The organism is Halorubrum sp. GN11_10-6_MGM, assembly GCF_005435165.1.
Taxonomy (GTDB): domain Archaea; phylum Halobacteriota; class Halobacteria; order Halobacteriales; family Haloferacaceae; genus Halorubrum.
Genome location: NZ_SGUC01000003.1, coordinates 56232 through 81608, shown reverse-complemented (window position 1 = coordinate 81608; position 25377 = coordinate 56232). Strand labels below are relative to the sequence as shown.

Genomic DNA, 25377 nt, shown 5'->3' with positions numbered 1-25377 from the left:
TCGGTCGACCGGTCAGTCCGCCTTCGCCTGCCAGTCGCGGACGGTGTCCGCCCCCACGCCCTCGACGTCCGCCGCCAACTCGTCCGGGTCGACGGACTTGAGCTCGTCGACGCCGACGACGCCGGCGTCCTTCAGCTTCGCGGCGGTCTTCTCGCCGATCCCCTCGACGGCCTGAAGCTCCGACCCCTCCTGGCGGGCCGTGAACTCGCGGTAGTTACAGATCGGACAGCCGAGTTCCCACGGTTCGTCGCCGGAGTGGACTCGAAGGTGCGGGAGCTCGTGTTCCTCGCAGGTCTCCGTCGTGACCTCGATCTCGCCGCGGCGGGGGAGCGGCAGCGAGTAGTCGCAGTCGGGGTAGCGCGTACAGCCGACGAGCCGGGAGCCGGAGCGGAGCCGCTTGATAGCGAGTTCGCCCCCGTGTTCCTCCCCGCAGTCGGGACAGACGCCGATCACCTCGTCCTCCTGCTCGTCGGCCTCGTCGGCCTTACACTGCGGACAGCCGTGGACGAACGTCTTCCGACCGGCGAGCATCTTCACGTGCCGGAGGTCGTGGTCCTCGCAGGTCTCGTCGAGGATGAGCGGCTTCCCGGTCGAGGGGAGCGGCAGCGTGTACTCGCAGTCGGGGTAGCCGTCGCAGCCGACGAAGTACGACCCCTGCCGGGACTTCCGGACGAGGAGGTCCGAGCCGCACTCGGGGCAGGGACCGAGCGTCTTGTCCGCTTTCAGCGACGTCTGGAGGTGGTCGCCGACCGCCTCGCGCGACTCGGTGAGGTCGTCGAACACGCGGGAGAGGAGCTCTCGGGACGCCGCCGTCACCTCGTCGTACTCCTTCTCGCCGGCCGCGATAGCCGCCATGTCCTGTTCGAGCTGGGCGGTCATCTCCTCGCTCACGATCCGGTCGGCAAACTCCTCGGCGGCCTCGACGACCGCCTCGGCGAGTCGCGTCGGCCGCGGCGGGTCGCTCTCGACGTAGTTGCGGTCGTACAGCTTCTCGATGGTCCGGTGGCGGGTCGCCTTCGTCCCGAGCTGCCGCTTCTCCATCTCCTCGATGAGACGGGACTGCCCGTAGCGGCGGGGAGGTTGCGTCTCCTTCGCCTCTGTGGCGCGGTCCGACAGCGACAGGGTCTCGCCGACCTCGACGTCCGGGACGATCCGCTCGTCGCTGGAGCGGTACGGGTAGACGTCGTGGTAGCCGGCCTCCAGCAGCCGCTTCCCGTTGGCCTTCAGCCGGAGGCCGCCGTCGGCGACGAGATCGGCCGGGCCGTCGGCCGCGTCCGGGTCGCGGAGCGCGGCGAGCCCGTCCGCCCTCTCGGCGATCGGGGTCGCCTCGCCGTTCGCGAGCGCGACGACGCGGAGCCGCTCCCACGTCGCGGGGTCGGCGCAGGTGGCGAGGAACCGGCGGACGATCAGCTCGTACACCTCCCACTCGTCGTCGGAGAGGTCCGAGGCCGAAGGGAGCTCCCCGGTCGGGTGGATCGGCGGGTGGTCGGTCGTCTCCTCGTCGCCCTCCGTCGGATCGATCTCCGCGTCGCCCTCGAGTAGGCTCGCGGCGTCTTTCCCGAACGTCGAGGCCGCCGAGAGCTCCTCGATCAGCTCCTCGGGCTCTAAGTCGTCCGGGTACACCGTGTTGTCGGTCCGGGGGTAGGTGACGTAGCCGGCGGTGTACAGGTCCTCCGCGAGCGACATGGCGCGCTGCGCGGAGTGGCCGAGCGAGCTCGCCGCGCGGATGAACGCGGTGGTGTTGAACGGCGTCGGCGGGTCGTCGGTCTGCGTCCGGCGCGTGACGTCGTCGACCGTGGCGCCGTCGGCCGCGTCAAGCGCCTCGGTGAGCGTCTCGGCGACGTCGCCGTCCCAGACGCGCTCGGCCTCGTTACCCTCGTCGTTCAGGTAGAAGTAGCGCGCCTCGAACGGGTCGCCGCCGGCCTTCGCCAGCTCGCCCGACAGCTCCCAGTAGGACTCGGGGTCGAACGCCTGGATCTCGCGCTCGCGGTCGACGATGAGCTTGAGCGTGGGCCCCTGAACCCGGCCGACGGAGATAAAATCGTCGCCGAGCTGGCGGGCGGACAGCGAGAGGAACCGCGTGAGCGCGGCGCCCCACGTAAGGTCGATGGTCTGGCGGGCCTCGCCGGCGGCCGCGAGCTCGAAGTTGAGGTCGTCTGGGTTCGCGAACGCCTCCTGCACCTCGTTTTCGGTGATCGACGAGAAGCGCACGCGGTCGACGGGGACGTCCTCGTTCACCTCGCGGACCAGCTCGTACGCCTCCTTACCGATGAGCTCGCCCTCGCGGTCGTAGTCCGTCGCGATGACGACGCGGGAGGCGTTGCGGGCGAGCCGGCGCAGCGCGGCGACGATCCCCTCCTGCGTCGGGGTCTTGGTGACGGGCGCGTCGATCAGCTCGACCGGCTCGACGTCTCGCCAGTCGTTGTACTCGGCCGGGAAGTCGACGCCGACGACGTGACCGGAGAGCCCGATACACCGCTTGCCGCCCCACTCGTAGACGTTGACGTCGTTCATCCGCTCCGCGGTCGCGGACTCGCCGCTCAGGATGTCGGCGATGCGCCGCGCCGCGTTGTCTTTCTCCGTGATTATCAGTTCGGGGCCGCGACTCATTGCGCCGAGATAGGCCGCTCCCGGGTCTAAAGCTTTCGCGACGGAGAATCACCGGCAGGCACTGGGTCGAACGGTCGGCGAGAAGGGCGAGAAGGGACCCGAAGGCGGCCGGTCACCGGGCCGCGTCGTCGGACTCGGCGAGGAACTCCGCGTCGGGCACCTCGGCATACGGTTCCGGCGGTTCGTCGTCCGCGTCGAGCTCGCGCCGTGCGAGGCGGTTCTCCAGTTGGCGGCGCTTGTTCCTCCCTTTCCGCTCGCGGCCCGATTTCGTGTCTGGCATCGTCACCCGTGACAACACTTCCCACATATATGAGTCTTGTGTCGGTACGCGGACTGTTCACCCAGCGGTGACGACGCGGTATTTAAACAGCAGCTCCGCTGACGACGGTTACTTATAAATGAATGTGCGGTCGGCGCGTGCCTGCGAGCGCGCCGCCGAAGGCGGCCGCGAGGAGCACGCGCGAGGGACGCGGCTCGCGCTCGACGAGCGCGAGCCGCGAGGCTGGGGAGGCGTGAGGTACTGTGCGGTCGCGGTGCGGGGCGGGACTCGAAGGGGCAGTCGTGAGGACGACGCAGGCGACGTAAGCACCGCAGCGAAGGAGCGGAGCGACTGAGCGAGGAGCACAGCGAGCGTGCGTCGTCCTCACGGCTGGGGCTTCGGAGGCACCTGCCGTCGATCCACGATCGATTATTTATAAACTCCTAACGACAGTCCGCCAGCGAATTTCAACAGCGAGTGTCTCTGGATACGATCTCGTCAGCAGGGTCAACGCGGAACAAGACCCCACCAGCAATTGGTGCGAAGACCACCACATAGATACAGCCGCCGTACTCCTCACCGAGAGGCTGGGTGACGACGGTCTCGCCTTCGGCCGAGTCGGGACCGTCATCGGGATACCCCGCTTTCACGTCCAGCCACAACGGTTCGTCACCGTTCCCGAATGGACCGTCGACGAGATCCACGTCGGCCTCAGTGCCTTCACTCGCATCAAGCTCGAAGGAGTCCCAGTAGAGTACGCGCTCGGCGGACCGCAGAACGACGTCGAACGTTCGCGGAACGTCCTGACCGTTCGCGATCTCGATCGTGTCGACGACCGCGGGATCGTTGTCGTCCTCGGTGGAATCTCCGCCGAGGTCGGTACAGCCAGCGAGGCCGGCGAGGCTGGCACCACCGAGGCTGACGAGGAGGTTACGACGTCCGGTGGACATTTCGGGGACCATTCGCTCGATCTATCTATTTTAGATATATTTACTTATATTTTTCACCAGAATCTGTACGGAACGCGGAACGCAACTCCGGACTCGCTCGTCGCTGTCGCTCCTCGCTCGTTGGTGCGACAGCGAAGCGCCAGGAGAGGGATTTGAACCCCCGATCCCGGATGGGAACACGCTTTCCAGGCGTGCGCCTTACCACTCGGCCATCCTGGCTCACGCGGAGATAATCCGGTGCGACTGTTAAGTCCTTCTTTTCGCGCGGAGTCGCGCTTCGGCGAGATACGTGATACCGGCCGACGCGGCCGCGACCGCGACCGCGACGAGCGCCGTCCCCCAGAGCCCGACCGGGAGCGACCCGGGACCGAGGAGGCGGTACCCCTGCGCGAGCGCGAGGAAGGCGAACCCGCCGACGACCCCCCACAGCACCGCGGAGCGCGCTCTGGCGCGCGGCGTGGCCGGGGTTCCGGGGGTCTCCGCCGATTCAGCCCCGCTATCGACCATCTACTCGACGACGGCGACCGCCTCGATCTCGACGCCGGCGCCCTTCGGGAGCGCGCCCGCCTGAACCGCGGACCGGGCCGGCGGCGACTCGTCGAAGTACTCCGCGTACGTCCCGTTCATCTCGTCGAAGTCGTCGATGTCGGCGAGGAACACCGTCGTCTTGAGCACGTCCTCGGGGCCGGCGCCCGCCTCCTCCAGCACCGCGAGGAGGTTGTCGAGCGCCTGCTCCGTCTGGACCGCGATCGGCGCGTCGTCGAGCAGATCGCCCTCGGTCGTCAGCGGGATCTGGCCGGCCGTGAACACGAGGTCGCCGTCGGTCGTCGCCTGACTGTACGCGCCCACCGCCGCCGGAGCGTCGTCCGTGTGAATGGTCTCCTTCATGCGGGTGCGCCTTCGCCCGGCGGCCTCAAGAGTACTCTGGAGCCGCCGCGCCGGTCGCCCCCGACCTCTGGCGACGGGCGAGAGCGGTCTGAGCCACCGTCAGACACAAGCGGATGGAATGGTAACATGACACGTATGACGGGAGATGGGCTCCTGCCGCTCGCCGCGATATTCGTCGGGGTGGCGGCGCTCAACCTCGCGGTGACGTGGCTGCTCGCCCGGCGGAACCGCGACCCCGCGGAGCTGTTCGGCTCGGTCGCGACCCGGTCATTGGACGCGGACCTCGACGGGAATCCGGGCGCGGACGGGGACGCGGACCTCGACGGGAAGTCGGGCCGGAAGGGGAAGCCGGGCGCGAACGAGCAACCGGGCGCGAACGAGACGGGGGACGGCGACGGCACCGAGCGAGACCCGCCGCCGCTCGACGCCGACGGCGAGACGGTCGTCTGCCGCCACTGCGGCGCCGAGAACCACACCGGCTACCGATACTGTCGGTGGTGCGTGCGGTCCGGGTTCGTCGACGACGACGCCGGTGTCACCGCGGGGACCGCGATGACCGACCGGTCGCTGTGAGCGTTCGCGGCCGACGACGACGAGGCGGCGAGTCGGACGACGGACCGACGGCGAGTCGGGGCGAACCGCTCAGGCGGCGTCGATCTGACAGCCCGCGGCGTAGTCGATCCCGTCGAGCGTGTCGATCCCGTCGTCGCCGCACACCGGGCAGGCCGGGTTGCGCGCGTACGGCACCGTCTCGAACGAGAGGTCCATCGCGTCGTAGAACAGCATCCGACCGACGAGCGGGTCGCCCACGTCCATGAGCAGTTTCACCGCCTCCGTCGCCTGGAGGCAGCCGACGGTCCCGGGGAGGACGCCGAGGACGCCGGTGCTGGCGCAGTCGGGCACCGTCCCCGGCTCCGGGGGCTCCGGGAACAGACAGCGGTAGCAGGGACCCTCGGGCGAGAGCGTCGTCACCTGCCCCTCGAACTTGTAGATGGCGCCGTGCGAGACCGGAACGCCCTCGATGCGGGCGGCGTCGTTCACCACGTAGCGGGTGGCGAAGTTGTCCGAACAGTCGACGACGACGTCGTGATCCGCGATCAGCTCGCGGGCGTTGCCCGCGTCGAGCCGCAGTTCGTGGCGCTCGACGTCGACGTCGGGGTTGAGATCCGCGACGAAGTCGGCCGCCGAGTCGACCTTCTTTCGCCCCACATCGTCGTCGCCGTGGATCACCTGTCGCTGGAGGTTCGAGCGCTCGACGACGTCGTCGTCGACGATTCCGATCGTCCCGACGCCCGCGGCCGCGAGGTACTGGATCGCCGGCGCCCCGAGTCCGCCCGCGCCCACGACGAGGACGCGGGCGTCGAGCAGCCGCTTCTGTCCCTCCGGCCCCACGTCGTCGAGGATGACGTGCCGGGAGTAGCGGTCGAGTTGGGTCGCGTCGAGCGAGAGACTCATGTCCGTGTTCAGTGCCGGCGCGGATATAATCGTGTTCCCGGGGCGGCGTCGCGGAACGCTCTCGGGGCAGCGTCACGGCCCGTTCTCGGGGTGGCGCCACGGCCCAGTCCCGGGTGCGGTCCGGACGCGCCGTCGCCGCGGCGACTCACTCAATCGACGCCGCCACGGCGTCGGTCATCCAGCAGTCGTCCACGTCGCCGAGGGAGCCGTCCGTCGCTCCAGTCCCGCCGCCGACGCGGACGAGCCGGAACTCGTACCGACCGGTGACGCTGCCGTTCTCCCGGGTGACGACCGCGACCTCGGCGGTCCCGTCGGCTATCACCGGCACAGAGTACTGCGCCGTGTCGTACGTGAGCATCGGCGCGTACCGCGGCGTCTCGAACAGCTCGACGTACTGCCCGATGGAGCCGACGACGTCCCTGTTCTCCGGCGACGCGAACGCCCGCAGGGTCCGGATACCGTCGTTCGTCTCGTCGTCGTTGTAGCGGAGCGCGTTCATCTGGATCTGAACGACCTGGAGCGCGGACCGATCGCAGGTGGGAGACAGCGCCGTGTTCCTGGCGGCCTCGCCGGTCGGGTCGCCCGCGGCGACCGCGACGGTGGTCGCGTCGTCGCCGTCGCCTCCCGACTCCTCGCTCCCGTCGCCACCCCCGTCCGTCGACCCGGCCGCATCCGAATCCGTCGCCGAGGGATCGCTCGGTTCGTCGTCCCCGACGCCGGCGACCCCGTCCGGACCGCCGATTCCGGCGGTGCCGGCGACGAACCCGGCGCCGGCGGCCGCGACGAGGAGCGCGGCGACGGCGACCGCCGCGAGGACGGTCCGCGGAGACCGCCGATCGCTCGGTGCGCCGGAGCCCCCGGCGTCGGCCGACGGCGCCCCGCCGCTCGGCCGATTCGCGTCGGCTGCGTCGGTCGGGAGACCCGCGTCGGCTGCGTCGGTCGGGCGACTCGCGTCGGCGGCGGCGGTCGAGCGATCGAGGGGCCGCGAGTTCTCGTCGGAACCGGCGGTTCGATCGGCGGTACCGGAAGCGACGCTGCCACCCGTCACGCCCGACGCGAAGGCTCCCGCCGCTGCGGGCACGTCCGCCTCGTCGCTGTCCGCCGCCGCGTCGACGTCCGACTCATCGCTATCGGTCGGCCCGTCGGCATCTGTCGCCTCCCCGTCGGCCGCTGCGTCGTCATTCGACTCGTCGCTGTCCGCCTCCCCGTCGGCGTCGGAATCGACCGCTCCGTCGTACGTCGCGGAGCGGACGGGGACGCCGAGGGTCCGGTCCGCGATCGCGTTCGCCTCCGCCGACGGGACGGCGTACAGGAGCCGTTGCCGGAGGTCGCCCGGCGTCACGACGTCGGCGTCGAGGTCGGCCGGGAGGTCGTCGAGCAGCGCGTCGCTCGCGACGACGACCGCGTCGACCCCGTCGACGGGGTCGACGCAGTCCGTCGTCGAGCGGACGAGCAGATCGGTCCGTCGGGCGCCCTTCCGCACCGTGACGCGCGGCGGGTCGACCGTCACGCCGTCGGCGGTCGCCGCGTACGCCTCGCCGACGAGCGTCGCGAGCGCGTCCCTGTCGAGCGACGCGACCGCGGTCGCGAACTCGTCGAGGGGAATGGGGTTGCTCGCGGTCACCGGTGGATCGCCACGTAGTACCGTTAGTATGTGACGCGGTGTCTTTGCTCTTGGGTCGAGCGGATCCGGTGCCGCGGCTGTGCGAGGAGAGCGAGTCGGGAATAAAAGCGGGTATCGTCGACCGCGGGGCGAGTCGGGAATAAAAGCGGGTATCGTCGACCGCGGGGCGAGCCGGGTTACTTGCCCTGCCGGTCGTTCGAGGTGACGCTCGGGCGCGTCTTCTCGGTGCCCTTGCCGCGCTTGCGCTGGCCGCGGCCCTTGGTGCCGGCGGAGGTGAGACCGCGGTACGCGCGGCCCTTGTGGTCGTCCGAGCAGATCCAGTTCAACTCGTCGTCGTTCTCGATCGCGGGGTGAGCGGGGTCCACGAGGATTACCTCGTGCCACTTCTGGGAGCCGTCCTCACCGACCCAGTAGGAGTTGAGCACGCGGAGGTTGCGGTACTTCCGCGAGGCGCGCTCCTCGGCGATGCGCTGGATCGACTTGCGTCGCGAGACGCGGTTGACGCCCTGCCGCTTCGAGCGGCGGCCCGCCTTGAAGCGCTGCTTGCGCGAGCCGCCCTTGCGGACGCTCACGCGGGCGACGATGACGCCCTGCTTGGCCTTGTAACCCAGTTCGCGGGCCTTGTCCAGCCGGGTGGGGCGCTCGATGCGCTCGATGGCGCCCTGGTCGCGCCACTCCTGTTTGCGCTGCCACTGCAGCTCCGCCAGTTTCCCCTCCTTGGGGGACCGCCACGCCTCCTTGATGTGCGAGTAGAAGCTTCGTGCCATATGTTGTCCGCGGACGGTTGCGATTCAGCCGCGAGGGGCCACATATCGTCTCGTCCCGGGACGCGACGTCGACGGTTACGACGGCGTCGAGGCCGGCCCCGGCGGCGAGTGCCCGCTGTGTCCGCACCAGCGAGTTGTCGGGAGTACCCGCGGTTCGCCCTTAACCGCTTCGCTCCGCGGGTCACGTGGGTGGGCGTGACAAAGGGATCGGCCCGCCGCCCCCGGCGATGCGTCGACCGATTAAAGTTCACTTGTATCGATGAACCGCCAGTGGTACAAATCGACGCTGCGCCGGGAGCAGACGGACTCGACGGAGGTGGTTCCCGATGAGGGACGTGATTCTCGTCGTCGTCGCCGGAACGACCGAGACCGCGGCCATCGACGGTATCAGCGCCGCGGGCGCCGACCCGGAGCTGCGGGTCCACACGCCGAGCGCCGACCTCGAGATCGTCGAGACGGGACGCCCCGCCCCGGGTTCGCCCGTGCCGGTGAGCCCGAGCGGCTGTCCGACGCCCGCGGTCGTCACCCGCGCAGTCAGGGAGCTGCTCGGTCCCAAGCGCCTCCCCGTCGAGTTCCTCGACGCCGGGCTCGGCGCGCCGACCGCGGCGACCGTCCGCGACGTGGGCGCGTCGCCGGGCGGCGACCTTCGCGACCCGGAACCGGTCCCGGCGGCGGGGACCGTCTTCGAGCGAGCGCGCGCGCTGGCCCCGGAGCTCGCGGCGACGGCCGACGCGGACGGAGGCACCGGCGGGGACGGGGGAGGCGACGAGCCCGCGGAACTCCTCGTCGCCGAGACGATCCCCGGCGGAACGACGACCGCGCTCGGAGCCCTCACCGCGCTCGGCGAGCGTGCGGCGGTCTCCTCGTCCCTGCCGGCGAACCCGATCGAGCGCAAGCGCCGCGTCGTCGCCGAGGGGCTGGCGGCGAGCGGGCTCGACCCGGGCGACGCGGCCGGCGACCCGATCGAGGCGGTCCGGCTGGCGGGCGACCCCGTCCTCGCCGCGGTCGCCGGCCTGATCGTCGGCTGTGTGGACGCCAGCATCGACGTCACCCTCGCCGGCGGCACCCAGCTCGCGGCCGCGGCGGCGCTCGCGCGGCACGCGGGCGTCGAGCGCCCGCTGCCGCTCGCGACCACGTCGCTCGTCGCCGGTGACCCCACCGCCGACCTCCCCGCGCTCGCGGCCGACCTCGACCTGACGCTCGCGGCGGCCGACCCCGGATTCGCCGAGAGCGACCACCCCGCGATGTCGGCGTACGCCCGGGGCGAGGCGAAGGAGGGCGTCGGGATGGGCGGCGCGCTCGCGCTCGCGGAGCGCGCGGGAGTCGCCGACGCCGCCGTCCGCGATCGGATCGCCGCCGTGACCGACCGGCTGCTCGACGAGCGCGCCGAAGGCGACGAGGACGGCGCGTCGGCGAGCGGATCGGCGCCGACGAACGGAGGGGACGCGGGATGAACGGGGTCGTCCTCGCCGGCACGGCCTCTGGGGTCGGAAAGACCGTTGCGACGCTCGCGACGCTGCGCGCGGTCGAGGCCGCGGGGCGGTCCGTCCAGCCCGCGAAGGCCGGTCCGGACTTCATCGACCCGAGCCACCACGCGGCGGTCGCCGACCGCCCGTCGCGGACGCTCGACCCGTGGCTTCAGGGGGAAGGTGGGCTCCGACGCAACTACGCCCGCGGCGAGGGCGACGTCTGCGTCGTCGAGGGGATGATGGGACTGTACGACGGCAGCGCCGCCAGCACGGCCGGCGTCGCGGCCGCGCTCGACCTCCCCGTCGTCCTCGTCGTCGACGCGAGCGCCGGGATGGAGAGCGTCGGGGCGACCGCGCTCGGCTTCGCGACCTACGCCGACAGAACGCCCCACGACGTCGACGTGGCGGGCGTGATCGCCCAGCGGGCGCACGGCGGCCGCCACGAGGACGGGATCCGCGACGCGCTCCCCGACGAACTCGACTACTGCGGCCGGATTCCGCCCCGGGAGGACCTGGAGATCCCCGACCGACACCTCGGACTCCACATGGGCGAGGAGGTCCCGCTCGACGAGGCGGCGCTCGACGCCGCCGCCGAGACGCTCCGGACCGAGCGGCTGCTGGATATCGCCCGGGAGCCGACACCGCCGGCGACGGAGTCGGCATTCGCGCGCGACGACGACCGCGACGACTCTCCGCGGATCGCGGTCGCGGACGACGCCGCGTTCCGGTTCGTCTACCCCGCCACCCGCGAGCGCCTCCGCGAGCGCGCGACGGTGGTCCAGTTCGCGCCCGCGGCCGGCGACGACCTCCCGCCCTGCGACGGCGTCTACCTCCCCGGCGGCTACCCGGAGCTCCACGCCGCGGCGCTCGCCGACGGGCCGGCGCTCGGCTCGGTCGCCGATGCCGCGGCCGAGGGGACGCCCGTGCTCGGCGAGTGCGGCGGGCTGATGGCGCTCGCGGAGTCGCTGACGACCGTCGACGGCGAGAGCCACGAGATGGCGGGCGTCCTCCCCGCGAGCGTCGAGATGCGAGAGCGGTATCAGGCGCTCGACCACGTCGAGCTCCGGGCGCGGCGGGATGCGCTCACTGCCGGGGGCGGCGATCGGCTCCGCGGTCACGAGTTCCACTACTCCGCGGCCGACGTCGACGACGACGCCCGGTTCGCGTTCGACGTGGAGCGCGGGACCGGGATCGACGGCGACCGCGAGGGGCTGACCGAACACCGCACGCTCGGGACGTACTGTCACGTCCACTCCGAGAGCGGGGCGTTCGACGCCTTCCTCGACGAGGCGGGACGATGACGGGGGGAGCGACCGAGGCGGTGGCCGGCGCCTCACTCGCCGCGTTCGGCGTCACCCTGCTCGCCCCGGTCGCCCTCGCGGTCGCGCTGGACCTCGCGGTCGCGGAGCCGCCCCGGCGGGTCCATCCGGTCGCGTTGTTCGGCGCCGTCGTCGGACGGTTCGACCGCGAGTGGGCCCGCCCGGAGCCCGTCGGCGTCGCGCTCGCGGTCGCCCTCCCGCTCGCCGCGGCCGCCCTCGCCGGCGGCGGCGTGGCGGTCGCGGCCGCGTACGGGCCTCGGGCGGGCGGCGTACCGCTCCTCGCCGTCGCGGTCGCGGCCGGCGCCCTCTTCTCGGCCGCGAGCCTCCGGATGCTGCTCGACGTGACCCGCGAGGTGGTCGCCGAGAGCGAGACGGACCCCGAGGCGGCCCGCGAGTCCGTCCGGGCGCTAGTCGGGCGCGACGCCGCCGGCCTCTCGCCGGCCGACCTCCGGAGCGCCGCGGTCGAGAGCGCGGCCGAGAACCTCGCGGACGGGTTCGTCGCGCCGCTGCTCTGGTACGCGCTCGGGACGACCGCCGGCGCGGTCGGAGCGACGGTGGCCGGCGGCGCCGTCTCGTCTTCCGCGCTCTCGCTCGGCGTCGCCGCGGCGGTCTGGGCGAAGGGCGTGAACACGCTCGACTCGATGCTCGGCTACCGGTCGAAGCCGGTCGGCCGGGCGAGCGCTCGCCTCGACGACGCGGTCATGTTCCTCCCGGCGCGAGCCGCCGCCGCCTGCCTCGCCGTCGCGGCGCGGTCGCCCGGGAGCCTGCGCCGCGCGCGGCCGCTGGCCCGCGAGCCGGCCTCGCCCAACTCGGGGTGGCCGATGGCGACCGCCGCGGTCGCGCTCGGCGTCCGGCTTGAGAAGCCGGGCGCGTACGCCCTCGCCGGGGGACCGGAGCCGCCGACCCCCGCGGCCGCCCGCGACGCGGTCCGGCTCGTCGGGGTCGCCGGCGGCGTCGCGGTCGCGGCGGCGGCGGGGTGGCTCCTCGCGCTCGCGGGGGTGGTCGCGTGGTCCTGACCGTCGCCGCGCTCCGCGGCGCGCTCGGGTTCCTCTCGCGGCTCCCTGTCGGGCGCGCTGACGGGGACTGGGCGGCGTTCCGGCGGACGCCCGCGGCGCTGCCGACGGTCGCCTACCTGCTCGGCGCCCTGATCGCGCTCCCGGTCGCCGCGGCGGCGCTGTCGCCGGTCCGGGTGCCGTCGCCCACGTTCGCGGCGGCGTTCCCCGCGTGGATCTACCTCGTCACCGGGATCACCCACCTCGACGGCGTCGCGGACCTCGGGGACGCCGCGGTCGTCCACGGCGACGCCGACCGCCGCCGCGAGGTCATGAAGGACTCCGCGCTCGGCGTCGGCGGAACGGTCGCGCTCGCGCTGGTCGTCGTCGGCCTCGTCGCCGCGGCGACGGTTGTCGCGGACCTCGCCCGCCTCTCCCCCGTCGACGCCGTCGTCCTCGTCGTCGCCGCGGAGGTCGGGGCGAAGGGGGGGACCGCGACGCTCGTCTGCGTCGGCGACGCCCCGCACGAGGGGCTCGGCTCCGCGCTGACGGGGGAGTCCGGTCCGCGGGCCCTCGTCGGCGTCGCGCTCGCGACTGCCCCCGCCGCGCTGCTCGGGGCGCCGTTCCTCCGTCCGGGCCCCGGCTCGTTCGGGGCCGCGTTCTACCCGGCCGCGACCGTCGCCGGCGCGCTCGCCGTCGCCGGAGTCGCGTACGTCTGGGCGAACGCCCGCCTCGGCGGCGTCAGCGGCGACGTGCTCGGCGCGACGAACGAGCTCGCCCGCGTCGTCGGGCTCCACGCGGGGGTGATCGCGTGGACGCTCTCGTGATGTGCGGCGGCCGCGGCACCCGCCTCGGCGGCGACGCCGAGAAGCCGCTGGTCCGGGTCGACGGACGGGCGATGGTCGACCGCGCGCTCGACGCCCTCGCCGCGAGCCGGGTCGAGGCGGCGTACGCGGTCGTCTCGCCGCACGTTCCGGCGACGCGAGAACGGCTCGTCGCCCGGAGCGACGCCGCGGCCCGCGGGTCCGAGCCGGACGCGCTCGACCTGACGGTCGTCGACGCCCCGGGCGACGGGTACGTCGCGGACCTCCGGCATGCGCTGGAGTCCGGGCCGGAGGCGCCGGTCCTCACCGTCGCGGCCGACCTCCCGCTGCTCGACGGGGCGGCCGTCGACGCCGTCCTCGACGCGCACGCGGCGAGCGGCGCCGGCTCGCTGTCGGTGCTCTCGCCCGCGGAACGCAAACGAGAGCTGGGAGCGAGCGCCGACGCGGCGACGGAGCGCGGCGACTCGGACGGGACAGCGGGGGACCGCGAGCTCGCGCCGACCGGGATCAACGTCGTCGGGGCGCTCGACGGCGACGGCGACGAGGCGACCCGCGTCACCCGGGACGCGCGCCTCGCCGTCAACGTGAACTACCCGGCGGACCGCCGGCTCGCGGCGCGGCTGCTGGCCGGCGACGCGTCCGTTTCGCTGCCCGACGGTGAGGTCGAGTGGCTCGGTGGGCGGGAGGCGGACCGCGGGGGTGACGCGGCGTGAACCGCGACCGGGCGGCGGCGCTGGGTCGCGAGCCGCACGGGAGCAGCGACGACCCGGACCTGCTCGACTTCAGCGCGAACGCGAACCCCGAAGTGCCGGAGGGCGTCGTGCGCGTCTACCGAGCGGCCTTCGAGACGGCCCGAACGTACCCACCGGAGCCCCCCGAGGCGTTCCGGGCGGCCGCCGCCGACTACGTCGGCTGCGACCCGGAGGCCGTCGTCCCAATGCCCGGCGGGCTGGCGGCGATCCGCGCGGCGGTCGCGCTCGCGGTCGACGAGGGCAACTCCGCGCTCCTTCCGGCCCCGAGCTTCGGCGAGTACGCCCGCGAGGTCCGGCTTCAGGGGGGCGAACCCTCGTTCGTCGACGCCGAGGAGATCCTCGGCGCCGACCCGAGCGGCCACGCGCTCGCGGTCGTCTGTACGCCGAACAACCCGACTGGAACGGGGTACGACCGCGAGGCGCTGCTCGGGTTCGCGGCGCGGTGCCGGGCGACGGACACCGTCCTGCTCGTCGACGAGGCGTTCCTCGGGTTCACCGAGCGCGAGTCGCTCGCGGGGACCGACGGCGTCGTCGTCGCGCGGGCGCTCACCAAGCTGTTCGGCCTCCCGGGGATCCGGACCGGCTTCGCGGTCGCGACGGGCGACCTCGGCGCGGCGCTGCGGGGCGCCCGCCGGACGTGGAACCTGAGCGCCCCCGCGCTCGCGACCGGCGAGTACTGCCTCCGACAGGACGGCTTCGTCCGCGAGACCCGCGAGCGCGTCCGGCGGGAGCGCGAACGGCTGCGCGCCGCGCTCGACGGGCGCTACGAGGTGGCTCCCTCCGAAGCGCCGTTCCTGCTCGTGGACGTCGGCGACCGCGACGTCGACCGCGTGATCGGGCGCGCCCGTGAGCGCGGCGTCGCCGTCCGCGACGCGCGGTCCTTCCGCGGCCTCGACTCGCACGTCCGGGTCGCCGTCCGCCGGCCGGCCGAGAACGACCGGCTGCTGGCGGCGCTCGGCGTCGGAGACGGAGCGGACGGAGACGGCGAGGCGAACGGCGACGGGAGTCGGGGTGACGACGCCGATGTTTGACGCGACCGTCCGCGAGGGCGTCCTCCGCCTGCGCAGACCGGGGACGCGCTGGCTCTCGACCGGCTGGAACGGCGGGCGCTCGCGGGGCGCGGTCGCGTACAACGTCACCGTCCCGGAGGGGTTCGACCGGACCGACCTCGCGGCCTACCGCGACGAGCGGTTGGCGCGGGCAGGGTTCGATCGGCCGGGAGGAAGCGCCGACGGCGGCGACGGCGACCGCGACGCGAGACGGGCGGGACTCGAGAGCGACGCACCGCCGACGCTGTTCACGGGCGTCTCGATGGCCCACGCGCGGGGCGCGCGGCTCGGCTCGGCCGTCGCGTACGCGACCGTCGGGCTCTCGAACCCCGCGACGCTGCCTACTGAACCAGCGGGCGCGCCCGAGTTTCGGGGACCGGCGGAGTCGACAGAGAGCCCGCCCGACCCCGGCACGGTCAACCTGATCGTCGGGACGACCCGGCGGCTCGCGCCCGGGGCCGCGGCGAACCTCGTCGCGGTCGCGGCCGAAGCGAAGGCGGCGACGCTGCTCGCGACGGCCGGGGTCCCGGGGACGACGAGCGACGCGGTCGTCGTCGCCGACGATCCCGGCGGCGAGCCGGCCGCGTTCTCCGGCAGCGCCACGGCGGTCGGCGGAGCGGCCCGCGCCTGCGTCCGGGACGCGGTCCGCGCGAGCCTGCGGTCGCGGTACCCGGACGGCGACGTGCCCGAGTCGACGGTCGACGCCGAACACGGCGTCGTCACCGACGAGCGGGCGGAGGTTTTCGATCCATGACAACGAACCACGACGACACCGACGACGGGACAGACGGACAACGCGACGACCGAGACCGGACCGCCAGCACCCCGGGCGGCGGCGAGGCGCCCGAGCCGGAGCCGATCGAGCCGGCGGCGCCCGCGGAGTTCGGGCTCGTCCAAGCATGGTGGGGCGGCGGGAAGGGGAAGACCACCGCGGCGATGGGGATGGGATTCCGGGCCGCCGGGCACGGCTACCGCGTCCACATGCTCCAGTTCATGAAGGGCGGTGCGGACAGCGTCGAGGGGGTCAGGGGCGAGTACAACGCGATCGCGGCCGTGCCGGGGTTCACCTACGAGAACGCCGGCCACTACGGCTGGCACGGCCTGCTCGACGGCTCGGCGGACGACGAGCACGAGGCGAAGGCGACCGCGGCCTTCGACCGCGCTGAGGCGCTCGTCGCGGCGGCGGGTGAGGCGGACCTGACGGCGCCGTTCCCGCTCGACGGCGACCCCGAGGACGGCGTCCACATGCTGATCCTCGACGAGCTGCTGTACGCGGCCGACCGCGGACTCGTCGAGCCCGGATCGGTCGTCCGTCTCGTCGAGTCGAAGCCGGAGGGTCTCGAACTCGTCCTCACCGGGAGCCACGACGAGCCCGACTACCTCGACGGCGTCGCCGACCTGATCACGAACGTCCGGAAGGTCGCACACCCGTTCGACGACGGGCAGCGCGCCCGGCGGGGGACGGAGTACTGAGCGTGGGGGCCGCGCTGCCATGAGCGACGTCGCGGACGACGCGTCGGCGGACCGCGACTCCGACGCCGACACCGTCCTGATCGCGGGCACGGCGAGCCACGTCGGGAAGAGCACGCTGGCGGCCGGGCTCTGCCGTCTGCTCGCGCGCCGCGGCGTCGACGTGGCCCCGTACAAGGCCCAGAACATGAGCAACAACGCGCGGGTCGCGCTGACGCCCGACGGCGAGTGGGGCGAGATCGGCGTCTCCCAGCACGTCCAGGCGCGGGCGGCAGGGGTCCCGGCGACGACCGACAGCAACCCCGTGCTGCTCAAGCCTCGGGGCGGAGGTGAGAGTCAGATCGTCGTCGACGGCGAGGCGATCGCGAACGTCCCGGCCTCGGCGTACTACGACGACCACTGGGAGGAGGCCCGCGCGGCCGCGGTCGCGGCACACGAACGCCTCGCGGCCGATCACGACGTGATCGTCGCGGAGGGGGCTGGGAGCGTCGCCGAGATCAACCTCCGCGACCGCGACCTCGCGAACGTCGAGTGCGCCCGGTTCGCGGACGCGGCGATCCTGATCGCGGTCGACATCGATCGCGGCGGGGCGTTCGCGAGCCTCTACGGGACCCTCGAACTGCTCCCCGACGACCTCCGCGAGCGCGTGTGCGGCGCCGTGATCACGAAGTTCCGCGGCGACCCCGCCCTCCTCGACCCCGGAATCGCCGAGATCGAGGAGCGCACGGGCGTCCCGGTCGTCGGCGTCGTCCCGCACGACGACCCGGGGCTCCCCGCCGAGGACAGCCTCTCGCTGCCGGACGCGGCGACGGGAGACGCGCGGGGGGAGGGCGGGAGCGAGAGGGACGCCGGAGTCCTCGGCGACGACGACGGCGTCCCGGACGGCCAGACCGTCCGGATCGGGGTGCCGCGGCTCCCGCGCATCTCGAACTTCACCGACCTCGAACCGCTGGCGCGGGAGCGGGGCGTCCGCGTCGCCTACCTGCCGCTCGACGCCGCACTCGACGGGATCGACGCGGTCGTCCTGCCGGGGTCGAAGAACACCGTCGACGACCTGCTCGCGCTGCGCGACGCCGGCCTCGACGAGCGGCTGCGCGCGTTCGACGGCCCGGTCGTCGGCGTCTGCGGCGGCTACCAGATCCTCGGCGAGCGGCTCGTCGACGCGGCCGTCGAGGGGGTCGGCGACCGGGAGACCGTGCGGGGCGTCGGCCTGCTCCCGGTCGAGACGCGGTTTTCGACCGAGAAGCGCGTCGAGCGCGTCACCCGCGAAGTCGACGGCGTCGGGCCAATCGCGGGCGCCGGCGGACACGCGACCGGGTACGAGATCCACGCCGGGCGGACCCGAGCGCTCGCCGAGGCGGAGTCCTCACTCGCGGTCGAACCGCTGGGCGCCGAGAGCGTCGCAACCGAGCGCGTCCTCGGTACCTACCTCCACGGACTCTTCGAGACGGCGTCGGTGCGCGACGCCTTCGTCGAGGCGGCCTTCGCGAGCGCAGGCCGGGAGCGACCGACCGCGACGGCCGCCGACCGGTCCCCGTACGAGCGCGCGGCCGACCTCGTCGCGGACCACGTCGACCTGACGGCGGCCGGGCTCGGCGATCTCCTCGGGGCGGGAACGCCGGGCGGCGCGTAGCTCCGGAGGCGGAACGTATATTGTTCTAGGTACCCAATACTGGGGCATGAGCGACGCAGCCGACGGGAACGAATCGGCGGGCGACGACGCGGAGACGGAGCGCGAGCGTATTCGGGAGCGGAAGCGCCGAGAGCTCGAAGAACGGCTCGACGACGGGGGGACGCTCGGCGAAGCCGCCGAGTCCGGTGCCGGCGACGGCGGCGGGTCGGCGACCCCGAGCGAGCCGATCCAGGTGAACGGTACCGACGAGCTTCGGGGCGCGGTCGACGACCACGACGTCGTCCTCGTGGACTGTTACGCCGACTGGTGCGGACCCTGTCAGATGATGGAGCCGACGGTCGAGGCGCTCGCGGCCGAGAGCGACGCGGCGATCGCGAAGGTCGACGTGGACGCGAACCAGGCGGTCGCACAGCAGCTGGGCGCCCGCAGCATCCCGACGCTCGTGCTGTACGCCGACGGCGAGGCGGTCGACCGATTCGTCGGCGCGCAGGACCGCGCGACCCTCGAATCCGCGATCAACGAGCACGTCGCCTAAGGCGGTTCGAACCGTCGTGTTTCGGCGGGAGCCGTCAGCCCTCGTCTAGCGTCTCTTCGAGGAGCTTCCGCTGTGCCGTCGAGAGGTGTTCGGCGAGCGTCGACGGCGAGATGTCGAGCGCGTCGGCGACCGCGCTCGCGTTGGCGTCGCGTGGGCGCTCGAAGTAGCCCATCCGGTAGGCGGTGCGTAGCACCTCGCGCTGGCGGTCGGTGAGCCGGCCGCGGTCGACGAGGGTCCGGTCCGACGTCCCGTCGCCGCGCGCCGCGCCCTCGACGAGGTATCGGACCTCGACGCGGTCGGCGACCCCGTCGAGCGCCGAGACGATGTCGCGGAGGCGGTCGAGGTCGGGGAGGTGGAGCGTTACGAGGAGGACGCCGTCCTCGGCGCGCGCGTCCGCGATCGGGCAGTCGAGCTCCTCGATGATCCGACAGGCGCACGCCCCGTCGCGCGGGCGGTCGTATCGGTACACCCGCTCGTTTCCGAGGTCGACGACGGCGGTGGGCGTCGGGACTCCCTCCGCGCGGTCGACCGCGTCGGGGTCGCGAGCGCGGAACTCCTCGGTGTGGGTGTCGCCCGCGTGCGTCCAGTTGACGCCGGTGATCGGGCCGTCGTGGGCGGTCGACGCGGCGACGACCGGACAGTTCCCGGTCCCGTGGATCGCGAGGCCCGCGCGAACGCCGCGCGGCGCGGCTCCGGCCTCGTCCGGCGCGGCTGCGGCGTCGTCCGCCGATGGCTCTCCGGTTCCCATCCGGTCGAGGTTAGGGCGACGGGCACAAAGGCTTGCCCCCGCCGAGCGAGTCGCTCCGCGGTGTCAGGGCGAAAAGTACGCGTCGGGCCCGCGGACGCTCCGGAGTTCGCGGAGGGCACGGGCGCCGCACCGGTCGCAGGCGTCCGCGCGTTCGGGCGGGTCGGGCACCGCGAACACCGTCTCGCAGGCGTCGCAGGCGACGTAGCGCAGCGCGAGCGACGGGGCGTCGGCCATGCGTCGGGTAGGCGGTCGAGACACTTGAACCACGCACCGGGTGCTCACCTACCGACCCGGAGTGGCGGCGTCGGCCGGGGCGTTACTGCCCGGACCCGGCGTCGCCGGACGACGTGATCCGCGCCTCGTACTTCGCCAGCGACTCGTCGAGCGCCGCGTCCGCGTCGACCTCGGCGGCGTCGGCGAGCGCGAGCAGCGCGAACAGCGCGTCGCCGATCTCGTCGCTCGCGACCGCGGCGGCGTCCGGGTCGCTCCCGTAGTCGGTCGAGGTCAACACCTCCTTCGCGACCTCGCCGGCCTCGCTCTCCACGTCGAGGGCGCGGTACGCGAGGTCGGTCTCTAACCCGTGCTGGGCGACGAACGCGGCCACGCGGTCCTGCTCGTCCATGGGCGTGGCCTCCGCGCGTCCGGTGAAAAACTCCCCGCACTAGAGTCGCCTTCGACCGTGGCGAGGACCGCCGGTCGCGCAACCACTAAGACGCGAGCGGCCCCACAGATCGTATGAGAATAGCCATTCTGGGCGGCACCGGCGACATCGGCGAGGGGCTCGCGCTCCGGCTCGCGGCGGACACGTCTCACCGGATCGCGATCGGCTCCCGAGAGGCAGAGAAGGCGGAGAACAAGGCGGAAGAGTACGTGACCGAACTGGAGAGCCGCGGGCTCGACGCGACCGTCGCGGGCGGGGAGAACGCCGCGGTCGCCGCCGACGCCCGCGTGATCGTCCTCGCGGTCCCGCCGTACCACGTCGGCGACACCGTCGAGGCGGTGGCGGAGTCGCTGGACGACGGCGACGTGCTCGTCTCGCCCGCGACCGGGATGAAGCGCGACGACGAGGGGTTCCACTACCACAGGCCCGGCGCGGGATCGGTGACGGCGATCGTCGCCGACGCGGCGCCCGAGGGCGTCGACGTCGTCGGGGCCTTCCACAACCTCGCGGCCGCGCGGCTGGCGAACCTCGACGCCGAGTTGGGCGTCGACACGCTCGTGATCGGCGACGACGAGGACGCGAAGCGAACGGTGTCGGACGTCGCCGAGGGGATCGAGGGGCTCCGCGCGCTCGACGCCGGCGGGATCGCCAACGCACCCGAAATCGAGGGGTTGACGCCGCTTTTAATCAACGTGGCCGCGAACAACGACGGGTTACACGATCTGGGCGTGCGGTTCCGGTAAGCGGATTTCCGCATCATCTGTGGGTCGCTGATCGATGCGGACACGACCGCCGAAGCCCCAGCCGCTCGGCTGTACGTGAGTGTTTTCGTCTGGAGTGGCTCCGTTACCGAGACCGCCGAAGGGGCAGCCGCGACGGCTCGCGGCTGTCCCTTCGAGTCCCGCCCCGCACCGCACAGCGACAGCACCTCACGCCTCCCCAGCCTCGTCGGCGGCTCCCGATGGTCGCCGCCGACTCCCTCGCGCGACGCTGCTTCGCGGTCGCCACCGGCGACCGCTCGCAGGCGCGCGCCACCGCGGTCGGCAGGCGAGCGGTAACGCCGTCGCAGTCGTCCGAATCTCCGTTCGGCGGACGTTCCGTTAGGCCTTTGCGCGGCCGTCTCCTCCGTACGGTAGATGGAGTACTTGGAGCGTCGGGTCGGGCTGGTCGAAGACCGGATCGAGGCGGTCATCGACGACGTCGAGCCCGACGAGCTGTCCGACGAGGTCGGTCACGTCGTCCTCGCGGGCGGCAAGCGGGTTCGCCCCGCGGTGACCGTCCTCGCGTGCGAGGCGTTCGACGGCGACCCCGAGGCGGCGGTCGACTTCGCGGCCGGGATCGAGTTCGTCCACAACGCCTCGCTCGTGATCGACGACATCATCGACCGCTCCGAGGTCCGCCGCGGCACCCCCGCCGCCTGGGCCGAGTTCGGCTACGGACCGGCGATCATCGCCAGCGACGGCCTGCTCGGCGAGGCGTTCGCGCTGTTCTCGACGGACCCCCGCGCGATGCGCACCGTCGCCGAGGCGATGGTCGAACTCGGCGAGGGAGAGGCCACCGAGCTCGCGGCGCGCCCGACGAACGAGGCCGAGTACATGGACCTCGCCCGGCGCAAGACGGGCGCGCTGTTCCGCGCCGCCGCCGAGCTGGGCGCGGTCGCTGGGGGGGCGGAGCCGCACGCGATCGACTCGTTCGGCGAGTACGCCGAGCGCGTCGGCGTCGCCTTCCAGATGCGCGACGACGTGTTGGACGCCACCGCCGACGCCGACGACCTCGGCAAGCCGACGGGCCAAGACGCCGAGATGGACCGCCCCTCGGTCCTTCAGGTCACGTCGCTGACTCCCGAGGAGATCGACGAGCGCGCCCGCGAGGAGTCCGAGCGCGCGCTCGCCGCGCTCGACGACGCCGACCCGCCCGAGACCGAGGCGATCGAGTACCTCCGCGACCTCGCCGAGTTCGTCGTCGTCCGCGAGCGCTGAGACGAAAAACAATCGAGACCGACGGTCGGTCAGTCGTCGGCCGGTCAGTCGTCGGCCGGCTCGCCGGCGTCTACTCCTTCGTCTGTCGCCGCGTTCTCGCCGATCGGCTCGCTGTCCCAGTACGCGTGACCGTCGTCCGTCCGGAAGCAGGTCGCCGTTCGGCCGTCGCCGACGTCGTACGCCGGCGGTGCGGACTCCCGGCAGGCCTCGCGCGCCTCGGGACAGCGCGTGTGGAACCGGCAGCCCGCGGGCGGGTTCCGAGGCGAGGGCACGTCGCCGCGGAGCGTCTCGAACTCCTCGTCGCGCGCCTCCGTGCTCGCGCGCGGGACGCTCGACAGCAGCGCTTCCGTGTACGGATGCGCGGGGTCGTCGAATATCTCCTCGACCGGTCCGATCTCGACGATCTCCCCGAGATACATCACCGCGACGCGGTCGCAGACGTGACGGACCACGCCGAGGTTGTGCGCGATGAAGAGGAACGTGAGCCCGAAGTCCTCCTGGAGGTCTTCGAGCAGGTTGAGTATCTGCGCCTGAACGCTCACGTCGAGCGCGCTCACCGGCTCGTCGAGGACGACGAAGTCGGGATCTAAGGCGAGCGCCCGGGCGATCCCGATCCGCTGGCGCTGGCCGCCCGAGAACTCGTGTGGGTACCGGTCCATCTGGTCGGCCGAGAGGCCGACGCGTTCGAGCAGGTCGCGGGCCGTCTCGCGGCGCTGTTTCCTGTCCGCGACGTCGTGGATGCGGAGCCCCTCGGTGATGATGTCGCCGGTGGTCATCCGCGGGTCGAGACTGGAGAACGGGTCCTGGAACACGATCTGGGCGCGCCGGCGGAACTCCGTCAGCTCCCGCGACCCCATCCCGCGGACGTCCTCGCCGTCGAAGGTGATCTCTCCCGCGGTGGGCTCGCGGAGCCGCAGCACGGTCTCGCCGGTCGTCGACTTCCCGCAGCCGGACTCGCCGACGAGCCCCAGCGTCTCGCCCTCCCGCACGTCGAAGGAGACGCCGTCGACCGCCTTCACGCTCTCCGATTCCTGTCCGAGCAGGCGGTCGACGAACGACGGGTCGTCCGCGTAGTACTTCTTCAGGCCGTCGACGGAGAGCAGCGGGTCGCTCATTCGGCGTCACCTCCGTCGGTCGCGGCCGCAGTTCCCTCGTCGGAACCGGCCGCGTCGTCGCCGGAACCGCCGAAGTGGTCCTCGGGGAGCGCGTCGGCCGGGTCGTACTCGCGCTCGGCGAGGACGCACTTGGCGCCGTGGTCGGCGGCGGCGTCGACCGTCGCCTCGGCCGGCTTGTCGAGGCACGCCTCCATCGCCTTCGGGCACCGGTCCGCGAAGTAACACCGGTCGTCCATCTCGGCGTCGATCAGGCTCGGGACGTTGCCAGCGATCGGTTCGAGCCGCGCCCGCGGGTCGTCCACGTCGGGGATCGAGCCGAGCAGCCCCTGCGTGTACGGGTGAACGGTCTCGTTGAACACCGATTCGAGCGTGCCGCGCTCGACCACCTCGCCGGCGTACATCACGCAGACGCGGTCGCACATCTCGGCGATGACGCCCAGATCGTGGGTGATGAGCACGATACTCATCCCGCGGTCCGCCTGAATCTCCTTCAGCAGGTTGAGGATCTGCGCCTGGATCGTCACGTCGAGCGCGGTCGTCGGCTCGTCCGCGATCAGCACGTCGGGCTCGCCGGCGAGCGCCTGCGCGATCATCGCGCGCTGGAGCATCCCGCCGGAGAACTGGCCGGGGTACTCGTCGACGCGCTCCTCGGGGTCGGGGATCCCGACCTGTCCGAGCAGCTCGACCGCGCGCTCCATGCTCTCCTCGCTCGTGTAGTCGCGGCCGGGGACGATCCCGTCGAGGAGGTACTTCCCGAGCCCGTACCCCTGCGTCCGCGAGCGCGTCGAGCGCGGGTTCGCCCGCGCCCGGCGCTGCACCTCGACCGCCTCGGCGATCTGCTCGCCGACCGTGATCGAGGGGTTGAAGCTGCTCATCGGGTCCTGGAAGATGACGCTAAAGGAGGGGCCGCGCAGCGACCGCCGGACGCTGGGCGGCACGGTCCGGAGGTCGACGTGGTCGCCGTCGACCCGCACCGACTCGGTGTCTCGGAACTCCGCCGCGAGGTCGGGCTCACGGTACCACACTTGGCCCGCGGTGATCCGACCCGGCGTCTCGACGAGGTCGACGAGCGACAGCGCGGTCACCGACTTGCCGGAGCCCGACTCGCCGACGACGCCGAGGATCTCGTCTTCCCGGAGGTCGAACGACACCGACTCCACCGCGTTGATCTGCCCCTCCTCCGTGAAGAATCGGGTCGAGAGGTCCCGAACCGACAGCACGTCGTCGGGTCCGGGCGCTCCGGTCGGAGTTACGTCGCTCATGCGGCACCCCCTTCGCCCTCGATACCGGGGTCTAGCGCGTCACGCAGCCAGTCGCCGAGCAGGTTGATCCCGATCACGGACAGCATGATCGCGATCCCGGGGATCGAGGCGATCCACCACTGACCGGAGGAGACGTAGTCGCGCCCCTGCGCGATGTCGAAGCCCCACGACAGCGTGGTGCCCGAGAAGCCGAGGAACGACAGCGAACTCTCCAAGAGGATGATCGCCGCCACCTGCACCGTCCCGAGGACGATGATCGGCGTCACCGCGTTCGGGAGGACGTGGCGGAGGATGATCGTGTTGTCGTCGGCGCCGAGCGCGCGCGACGCCTTCACGTACTCCTGCCCGCGCAGGGAGAGCGCTTCCCCGCGGGCGACGCGGGCGAACCACACCCAGTTGACGAGGCCGACGACGATCACCACCGTTATCGGCAACACGAAGCTCTGGGGCATCTCCGGCGCGAGCCCGGCGGCAACGAACGGGTCGGGGACGTTCACCGCCGCGCGGCCCCACAGCCCGATCAGCGCGACCGCCAGCACGAGCGAGGGGAACGCGAGGCTCACGTCCGCGATCCGCATCAGCGCGTCGTCGACGCGCCCGCGGTGGTACCCGGCGAGCAGGCCGACCGGCACGCCGATCGACGCCGCGAGCAGGGTGCCGAGGACGCCGACGACGAGCGAGGTCCGAGCGCCGTACACCACCCGCGAGAACATGTCGCGACCGAGCCCGTCGGTGCCGAACACGTGGTCCGGGTCGGCGGTGATCTCGACCTCCTCGGTGACCGTCTGGATCTCGCCGTCGACCATCTGCGAGGTGGTCCGCTCCGTCGTCTCCGAGAAGCCGATCGGCGGCAGCTCGCTCTGGTCGAGCTGTTGGTTGGTCGGGTTGTGCGGCGCGATGAACGGGGCGAACACGGCGGTCAACGTGATGAGGACCACCAGCGCCAGCCCGAGCTTCGCGAGCCCGCTCTGTCTGAACTCCTTTTTGAGATTGCGTATGACACGTGAAGAGACCAT

The 25377-nt window shown here is 72.6% G+C and carries 27 protein-coding genes and 1 tRNA gene; 13 read left to right on the top strand and 15 right to left on the bottom strand.

The genetic code is table 11. The annotated features are described in order from the left end of the window. Positions 1-12: 12 nt before the first annotated feature. From EXE46_RS02595 to EXE46_RS02575, 6 genes are all read right to left on the bottom strand, one after another. Positions 13-2610 (bottom strand): DNA topoisomerase, encoded by a 2598-nt coding sequence (locus EXE46_RS02595; protein WP_137686938.1) that lies wholly within the window; start codon positions 2608-2610, stop codon positions 13-15. A gap of 112 nt (positions 2611-2722) precedes the next feature. Then, entirely contained in the window at positions 2723-2890 is a 168-nt protein-coding gene (locus EXE46_RS17000) for a hypothetical protein (RefSeq protein WP_199234098.1), read from the bottom strand. Between the two features lie 446 nt (positions 2891-3336). Further along, complete coding sequence (locus EXE46_RS02590; RefSeq protein WP_137686937.1) at positions 3337-3831, bottom strand: hypothetical protein; 495 nt, start codon at positions 3829-3831, stop codon at positions 3337-3339. A 125-nt stretch (positions 3832-3956) separates the two neighbouring features. Beyond that, positions 3957-4038 (bottom strand) — tRNA-Ser (locus EXE46_RS02585). A gap of 27 nt (positions 4039-4065) precedes the next feature. Further along, positions 4066-4326 (bottom strand): hypothetical protein, encoded by a 261-nt coding sequence (locus tag EXE46_RS02580; RefSeq protein ID WP_137686936.1) that lies wholly within the window; start codon positions 4324-4326, stop codon positions 4066-4068. Beyond that, positions 4327-4707 carry a Rid family detoxifying hydrolase gene (locus EXE46_RS02575; RefSeq protein WP_137686935.1) on the bottom strand — a complete coding sequence of 127 codons (381 nt, stop codon included), beginning with the start codon at positions 4705-4707 and terminating at the stop codon, positions 4327-4329. It lies immediately after the preceding gene. 135 nt (positions 4708-4842) lie between these two features. Here EXE46_RS02575 and EXE46_RS02570 point away from each other — a divergent pair, with 135 nt between their 5' ends. Beyond that, entirely contained in the window at positions 4843-5280 is a 438-nt protein-coding gene (locus tag EXE46_RS02570; protein ID WP_137686934.1) for a zinc ribbon domain-containing protein, read from the top strand. Between the two features lie 69 nt (positions 5281-5349). On the opposite strand, the gene EXE46_RS02565 is transcribed toward EXE46_RS02570, so the two are convergent. From EXE46_RS02565 to EXE46_RS02555, 3 genes are all read right to left on the bottom strand, one after another. Beyond that, a complete protein-coding gene (locus tag EXE46_RS02565; RefSeq protein WP_137686933.1) occupies positions 5350-6162 on the bottom strand; it encodes a molybdopterin-synthase adenylyltransferase MoeB in 813 nt (270 codons plus the stop codon). A 145-nt stretch (positions 6163-6307) separates the two neighbouring features. Beyond that, entirely contained in the window at positions 6308-7786 is a 1479-nt protein-coding gene (locus EXE46_RS02560; protein ID WP_137686932.1) for a hypothetical protein, read from the bottom strand. Between the two features lie 176 nt (positions 7787-7962). Beyond that, positions 7963-8553 (bottom strand): 50S ribosomal protein L15e, encoded by a 591-nt coding sequence (locus EXE46_RS02555; RefSeq protein WP_096393976.1) that lies wholly within the window; start codon positions 8551-8553, stop codon positions 7963-7965. Positions 8554-8879: 326 nt separating this feature from the next. On the opposite strand from EXE46_RS02555, the gene EXE46_RS02550 reads away from it, so the two are divergent. The 10 genes from EXE46_RS02550 to trxA are packed head-to-tail and all read left to right on the top strand — an operon-like array spanning position 8880 to position 18596. After that, the gene (locus EXE46_RS02550; RefSeq protein ID WP_137686931.1) at positions 8880-10007 is read left to right on the top strand and encodes a nicotinate-nucleotide--dimethylbenzimidazole phosphoribosyltransferase; all 1128 of its coding nucleotides are present in this window, start codon (positions 8880-8882) and stop codon (positions 10005-10007) included. Then, positions 10004-11323: a cobyrinic acid a,c-diamide synthase gene (locus EXE46_RS02545; RefSeq protein WP_137686930.1), complete on the top strand. Its 1320-nt coding sequence runs from the start codon at positions 10004-10006 to the stop codon at positions 11321-11323. Before EXE46_RS02550 ends, EXE46_RS02545 begins: the two co-directional genes overlap by 4 nt. Next, on the top strand, positions 11320-12357 hold the full coding sequence (locus tag EXE46_RS02540; protein WP_137686929.1) for a CobD/CbiB family cobalamin biosynthesis protein: 1038 nt from the start codon (positions 11320-11322) through the stop codon (positions 12355-12357). Before EXE46_RS02545 ends, EXE46_RS02540 begins: the two co-directional genes overlap by 4 nt. Further along, positions 12348-13160: an adenosylcobinamide-GDP ribazoletransferase gene (cobS, locus tag EXE46_RS02535; RefSeq protein ID WP_137686928.1), complete on the top strand. Its 813-nt coding sequence runs from the start codon at positions 12348-12350 to the stop codon at positions 13158-13160. Before EXE46_RS02540 ends, cobS begins: the two co-directional genes overlap by 10 nt. Next, positions 13160-13870 (top strand): NTP transferase domain-containing protein, encoded by a 711-nt coding sequence (locus tag EXE46_RS02530; RefSeq protein WP_137687020.1) that lies wholly within the window; start codon positions 13160-13162, stop codon positions 13868-13870. The genes cobS and EXE46_RS02530 overlap by 1 nt, the downstream gene beginning before the upstream one ends. Then, positions 13867-14940: an aminotransferase class I/II-fold pyridoxal phosphate-dependent enzyme gene (locus EXE46_RS02525; protein ID WP_137686927.1), complete on the top strand. Its 1074-nt coding sequence runs from the start codon at positions 13867-13869 to the stop codon at positions 14938-14940. The genes EXE46_RS02530 and EXE46_RS02525 overlap by 4 nt, the downstream gene beginning before the upstream one ends. Continuing rightward, positions 14933-15712, top strand: a complete 780-nt coding sequence (locus EXE46_RS02520) for an adenosylcobinamide amidohydrolase (protein ID WP_137686926.1) — start codon at positions 14933-14935, stop codon at positions 15710-15712. Before EXE46_RS02525 ends, EXE46_RS02520 begins: the two co-directional genes overlap by 8 nt. Beyond that, positions 15709-16431, top strand: a complete 723-nt coding sequence (locus EXE46_RS02515; protein WP_137686925.1) for a cob(I)yrinic acid a,c-diamide adenosyltransferase — start codon at positions 15709-15711, stop codon at positions 16429-16431. Before EXE46_RS02520 ends, EXE46_RS02515 begins: the two co-directional genes overlap by 4 nt. A 19-nt stretch (positions 16432-16450) precedes the next feature. Then, the gene (locus EXE46_RS02510; protein ID WP_137686924.1) at positions 16451-18061 is read left to right on the top strand and encodes a cobyric acid synthase; all 1611 of its coding nucleotides are present in this window, start codon (positions 16451-16453) and stop codon (positions 18059-18061) included. Between the two features lie 46 nt (positions 18062-18107). Then, complete coding sequence (gene trxA, locus EXE46_RS02505) at positions 18108-18596, top strand: thioredoxin (RefSeq protein WP_137686923.1); 489 nt, start codon at positions 18108-18110, stop codon at positions 18594-18596. Positions 18597-18630: 34 nt separating this feature from the next. Here trxA and EXE46_RS02500 read toward each other — a convergent pair whose 3' ends face one another. The 3 genes from EXE46_RS02500 to EXE46_RS02495 form a co-directional block, all read right to left on the bottom strand. After that, the gene (locus EXE46_RS02500; RefSeq protein ID WP_137686922.1) at positions 18631-19344 is read right to left on the bottom strand and encodes a helix-turn-helix domain-containing protein; all 714 of its coding nucleotides are present in this window, start codon (positions 19342-19344) and stop codon (positions 18631-18633) included. A 63-nt stretch (positions 19345-19407) separates the two neighbouring features. After that, entirely contained in the window at positions 19408-19578 is a 171-nt protein-coding gene (locus EXE46_RS16995) for a hypothetical protein (RefSeq protein WP_199234097.1), read from the bottom strand. A gap of 82 nt (positions 19579-19660) precedes the next feature. Next, a complete protein-coding gene (locus EXE46_RS02495; protein WP_137686921.1) occupies positions 19661-19966 on the bottom strand; it encodes a MazG-like family protein in 306 nt (101 codons plus the stop codon). A 113-nt stretch (positions 19967-20079) separates the two neighbouring features. On the opposite strand from EXE46_RS02495, the gene npdG reads away from it, so the two are divergent. Continuing rightward, complete coding sequence (gene npdG / locus EXE46_RS02490) at positions 20080-20748, top strand: NADPH-dependent F420 reductase (RefSeq protein ID WP_137686920.1); 669 nt, start codon at positions 20080-20082, stop codon at positions 20746-20748. A 393-nt stretch (positions 20749-21141) separates the two neighbouring features. Further along, entirely contained in the window at positions 21142-21984 is an 843-nt protein-coding gene (locus EXE46_RS02485; protein ID WP_137686919.1) for a polyprenyl synthetase family protein, read from the top strand. Between the two features lie 44 nt (positions 21985-22028). Here EXE46_RS02485 and EXE46_RS02480 read toward each other — a convergent pair whose 3' ends face one another. The 3 genes from EXE46_RS02480 to EXE46_RS02470 are packed head-to-tail and all read right to left on the bottom strand — an operon-like array spanning position 22029 to position 25377. Further along, the gene (locus EXE46_RS02480; RefSeq protein ID WP_137686918.1) at positions 22029-23099 is read right to left on the bottom strand and encodes an ABC transporter ATP-binding protein; all 1071 of its coding nucleotides are present in this window, start codon (positions 23097-23099) and stop codon (positions 22029-22031) included. Continuing rightward, complete coding sequence (locus tag EXE46_RS02475) at positions 23096-24361, bottom strand: ABC transporter ATP-binding protein (protein WP_137686917.1); 1266 nt, start codon at positions 24359-24361, stop codon at positions 23096-23098. Before EXE46_RS02475 ends, EXE46_RS02480 begins: the two co-directional genes overlap by 4 nt. Further along, the gene (locus tag EXE46_RS02470; RefSeq protein ID WP_137686916.1) at positions 24358-25377 is read right to left on the bottom strand and encodes an ABC transporter permease; all 1020 of its coding nucleotides are present in this window, start codon (positions 25375-25377) and stop codon (positions 24358-24360) included. The genes EXE46_RS02475 and EXE46_RS02470 overlap by 4 nt, the downstream gene beginning before the upstream one ends.

Excerpts from the sequence above, each read along its gene's own strand:
- EXE46_RS02480 (WP_137686918.1), bottom strand. The coding sequence starts at position 23,099 with ATGAGCGACCCGCTGCTCTCCGTCGACGGCCTGAAGAAGTACTACGCG.
- EXE46_RS02495 (WP_137686921.1), bottom strand. The coding sequence starts at position 19,966 with ATGGACGAGCAGGACCGCGTGGCCGCGTTCGTCGCCCAGCACGGGTTA.
- EXE46_RS02570 (WP_137686934.1), top strand. The coding sequence starts at position 4,843 with ATGACGGGAGATGGGCTCCTGCCGCTCGCCGCGATATTCGTCGGGGTG.
- EXE46_RS02530 (WP_137687020.1), top strand. The coding sequence starts at position 13,160 with ATGTGCGGCGGCCGCGGCACCCGCCTCGGCGGCGACGCCGAGAAGCCG.
- trxA (WP_137686923.1), top strand. The coding sequence starts at position 18,108 with ATGAGCGACGCAGCCGACGGGAACGAATCGGCGGGCGACGACGCGGAG.
- EXE46_RS02520 (WP_137686926.1), top strand. The coding sequence starts at position 14,933 with ATGTTTGACGCGACCGTCCGCGAGGGCGTCCTCCGCCTGCGCAGACCG.
- EXE46_RS02515 (WP_137686925.1), top strand. The coding sequence starts at position 15,709 with ATGACAACGAACCACGACGACACCGACGACGGGACAGACGGACAACGC.
- EXE46_RS02565 (WP_137686933.1), bottom strand. The coding sequence starts at position 6,162 with ATGAGTCTCTCGCTCGACGCGACCCAACTCGACCGCTACTCCCGGCAC.
- EXE46_RS02475 (WP_137686917.1), bottom strand. The coding sequence starts at position 24,361 with ATGAGCGACGTAACTCCGACCGGAGCGCCCGGACCCGACGACGTGCTG.
- EXE46_RS02545 (WP_137686930.1), top strand. The coding sequence starts at position 10,004 with ATGAACGGGGTCGTCCTCGCCGGCACGGCCTCTGGGGTCGGAAAGACC.
- EXE46_RS16995 (WP_199234097.1), bottom strand. The coding sequence starts at position 19,578 with ATGGCCGACGCCCCGTCGCTCGCGCTGCGCTACGTCGCCTGCGACGCC.
- EXE46_RS02485 (WP_137686919.1), top strand. The coding sequence starts at position 21,142 with ATGGAGTACTTGGAGCGTCGGGTCGGGCTGGTCGAAGACCGGATCGAG.
- EXE46_RS02540 (WP_137686929.1), top strand. The coding sequence starts at position 11,320 with ATGACGGGGGGAGCGACCGAGGCGGTGGCCGGCGCCTCACTCGCCGCG.
- EXE46_RS02580 (WP_137686936.1), bottom strand. The coding sequence starts at position 4,326 with ATGGTCGATAGCGGGGCTGAATCGGCGGAGACCCCCGGAACCCCGGCC.
- EXE46_RS02575 (WP_137686935.1), bottom strand. The coding sequence starts at position 4,707 with ATGAAGGAGACCATTCACACGGACGACGCTCCGGCGGCGGTGGGCGCG.
- npdG (WP_137686920.1), top strand. The coding sequence starts at position 20,080 with ATGAGAATAGCCATTCTGGGCGGCACCGGCGACATCGGCGAGGGGCTC.
- EXE46_RS02510 (WP_137686924.1), top strand. The coding sequence starts at position 16,451 with ATGAGCGACGTCGCGGACGACGCGTCGGCGGACCGCGACTCCGACGCC.
- EXE46_RS02500 (WP_137686922.1), bottom strand. The coding sequence starts at position 19,344 with ATGGGAACCGGAGAGCCATCGGCGGACGACGCCGCAGCCGCGCCGGAC.
- EXE46_RS02595 (WP_137686938.1), bottom strand. The coding sequence starts at position 2,610 with ATGAGTCGCGGCCCCGAACTGATAATCACGGAGAAAGACAACGCGGCG.
- EXE46_RS17000 (WP_199234098.1), bottom strand. The coding sequence starts at position 2,890 with ATGCCAGACACGAAATCGGGCCGCGAGCGGAAAGGGAGGAACAAGCGC.
- EXE46_RS02550 (WP_137686931.1), top strand. The coding sequence starts at position 8,880 with ATGAGGGACGTGATTCTCGTCGTCGTCGCCGGAACGACCGAGACCGCG.
- EXE46_RS02555 (WP_096393976.1), bottom strand. The coding sequence starts at position 8,553 with ATGGCACGAAGCTTCTACTCGCACATCAAGGAGGCGTGGCGGTCCCCC.
- EXE46_RS02470 (WP_137686916.1), bottom strand. The coding sequence starts at position 25,377 with ATGGTCTCTTCACGTGTCATACGCAATCTCAAAAAGGAGTTCAGACAG.
- EXE46_RS02590 (WP_137686937.1), bottom strand. The coding sequence starts at position 3,831 with ATGGTCCCCGAAATGTCCACCGGACGTCGTAACCTCCTCGTCAGCCTC.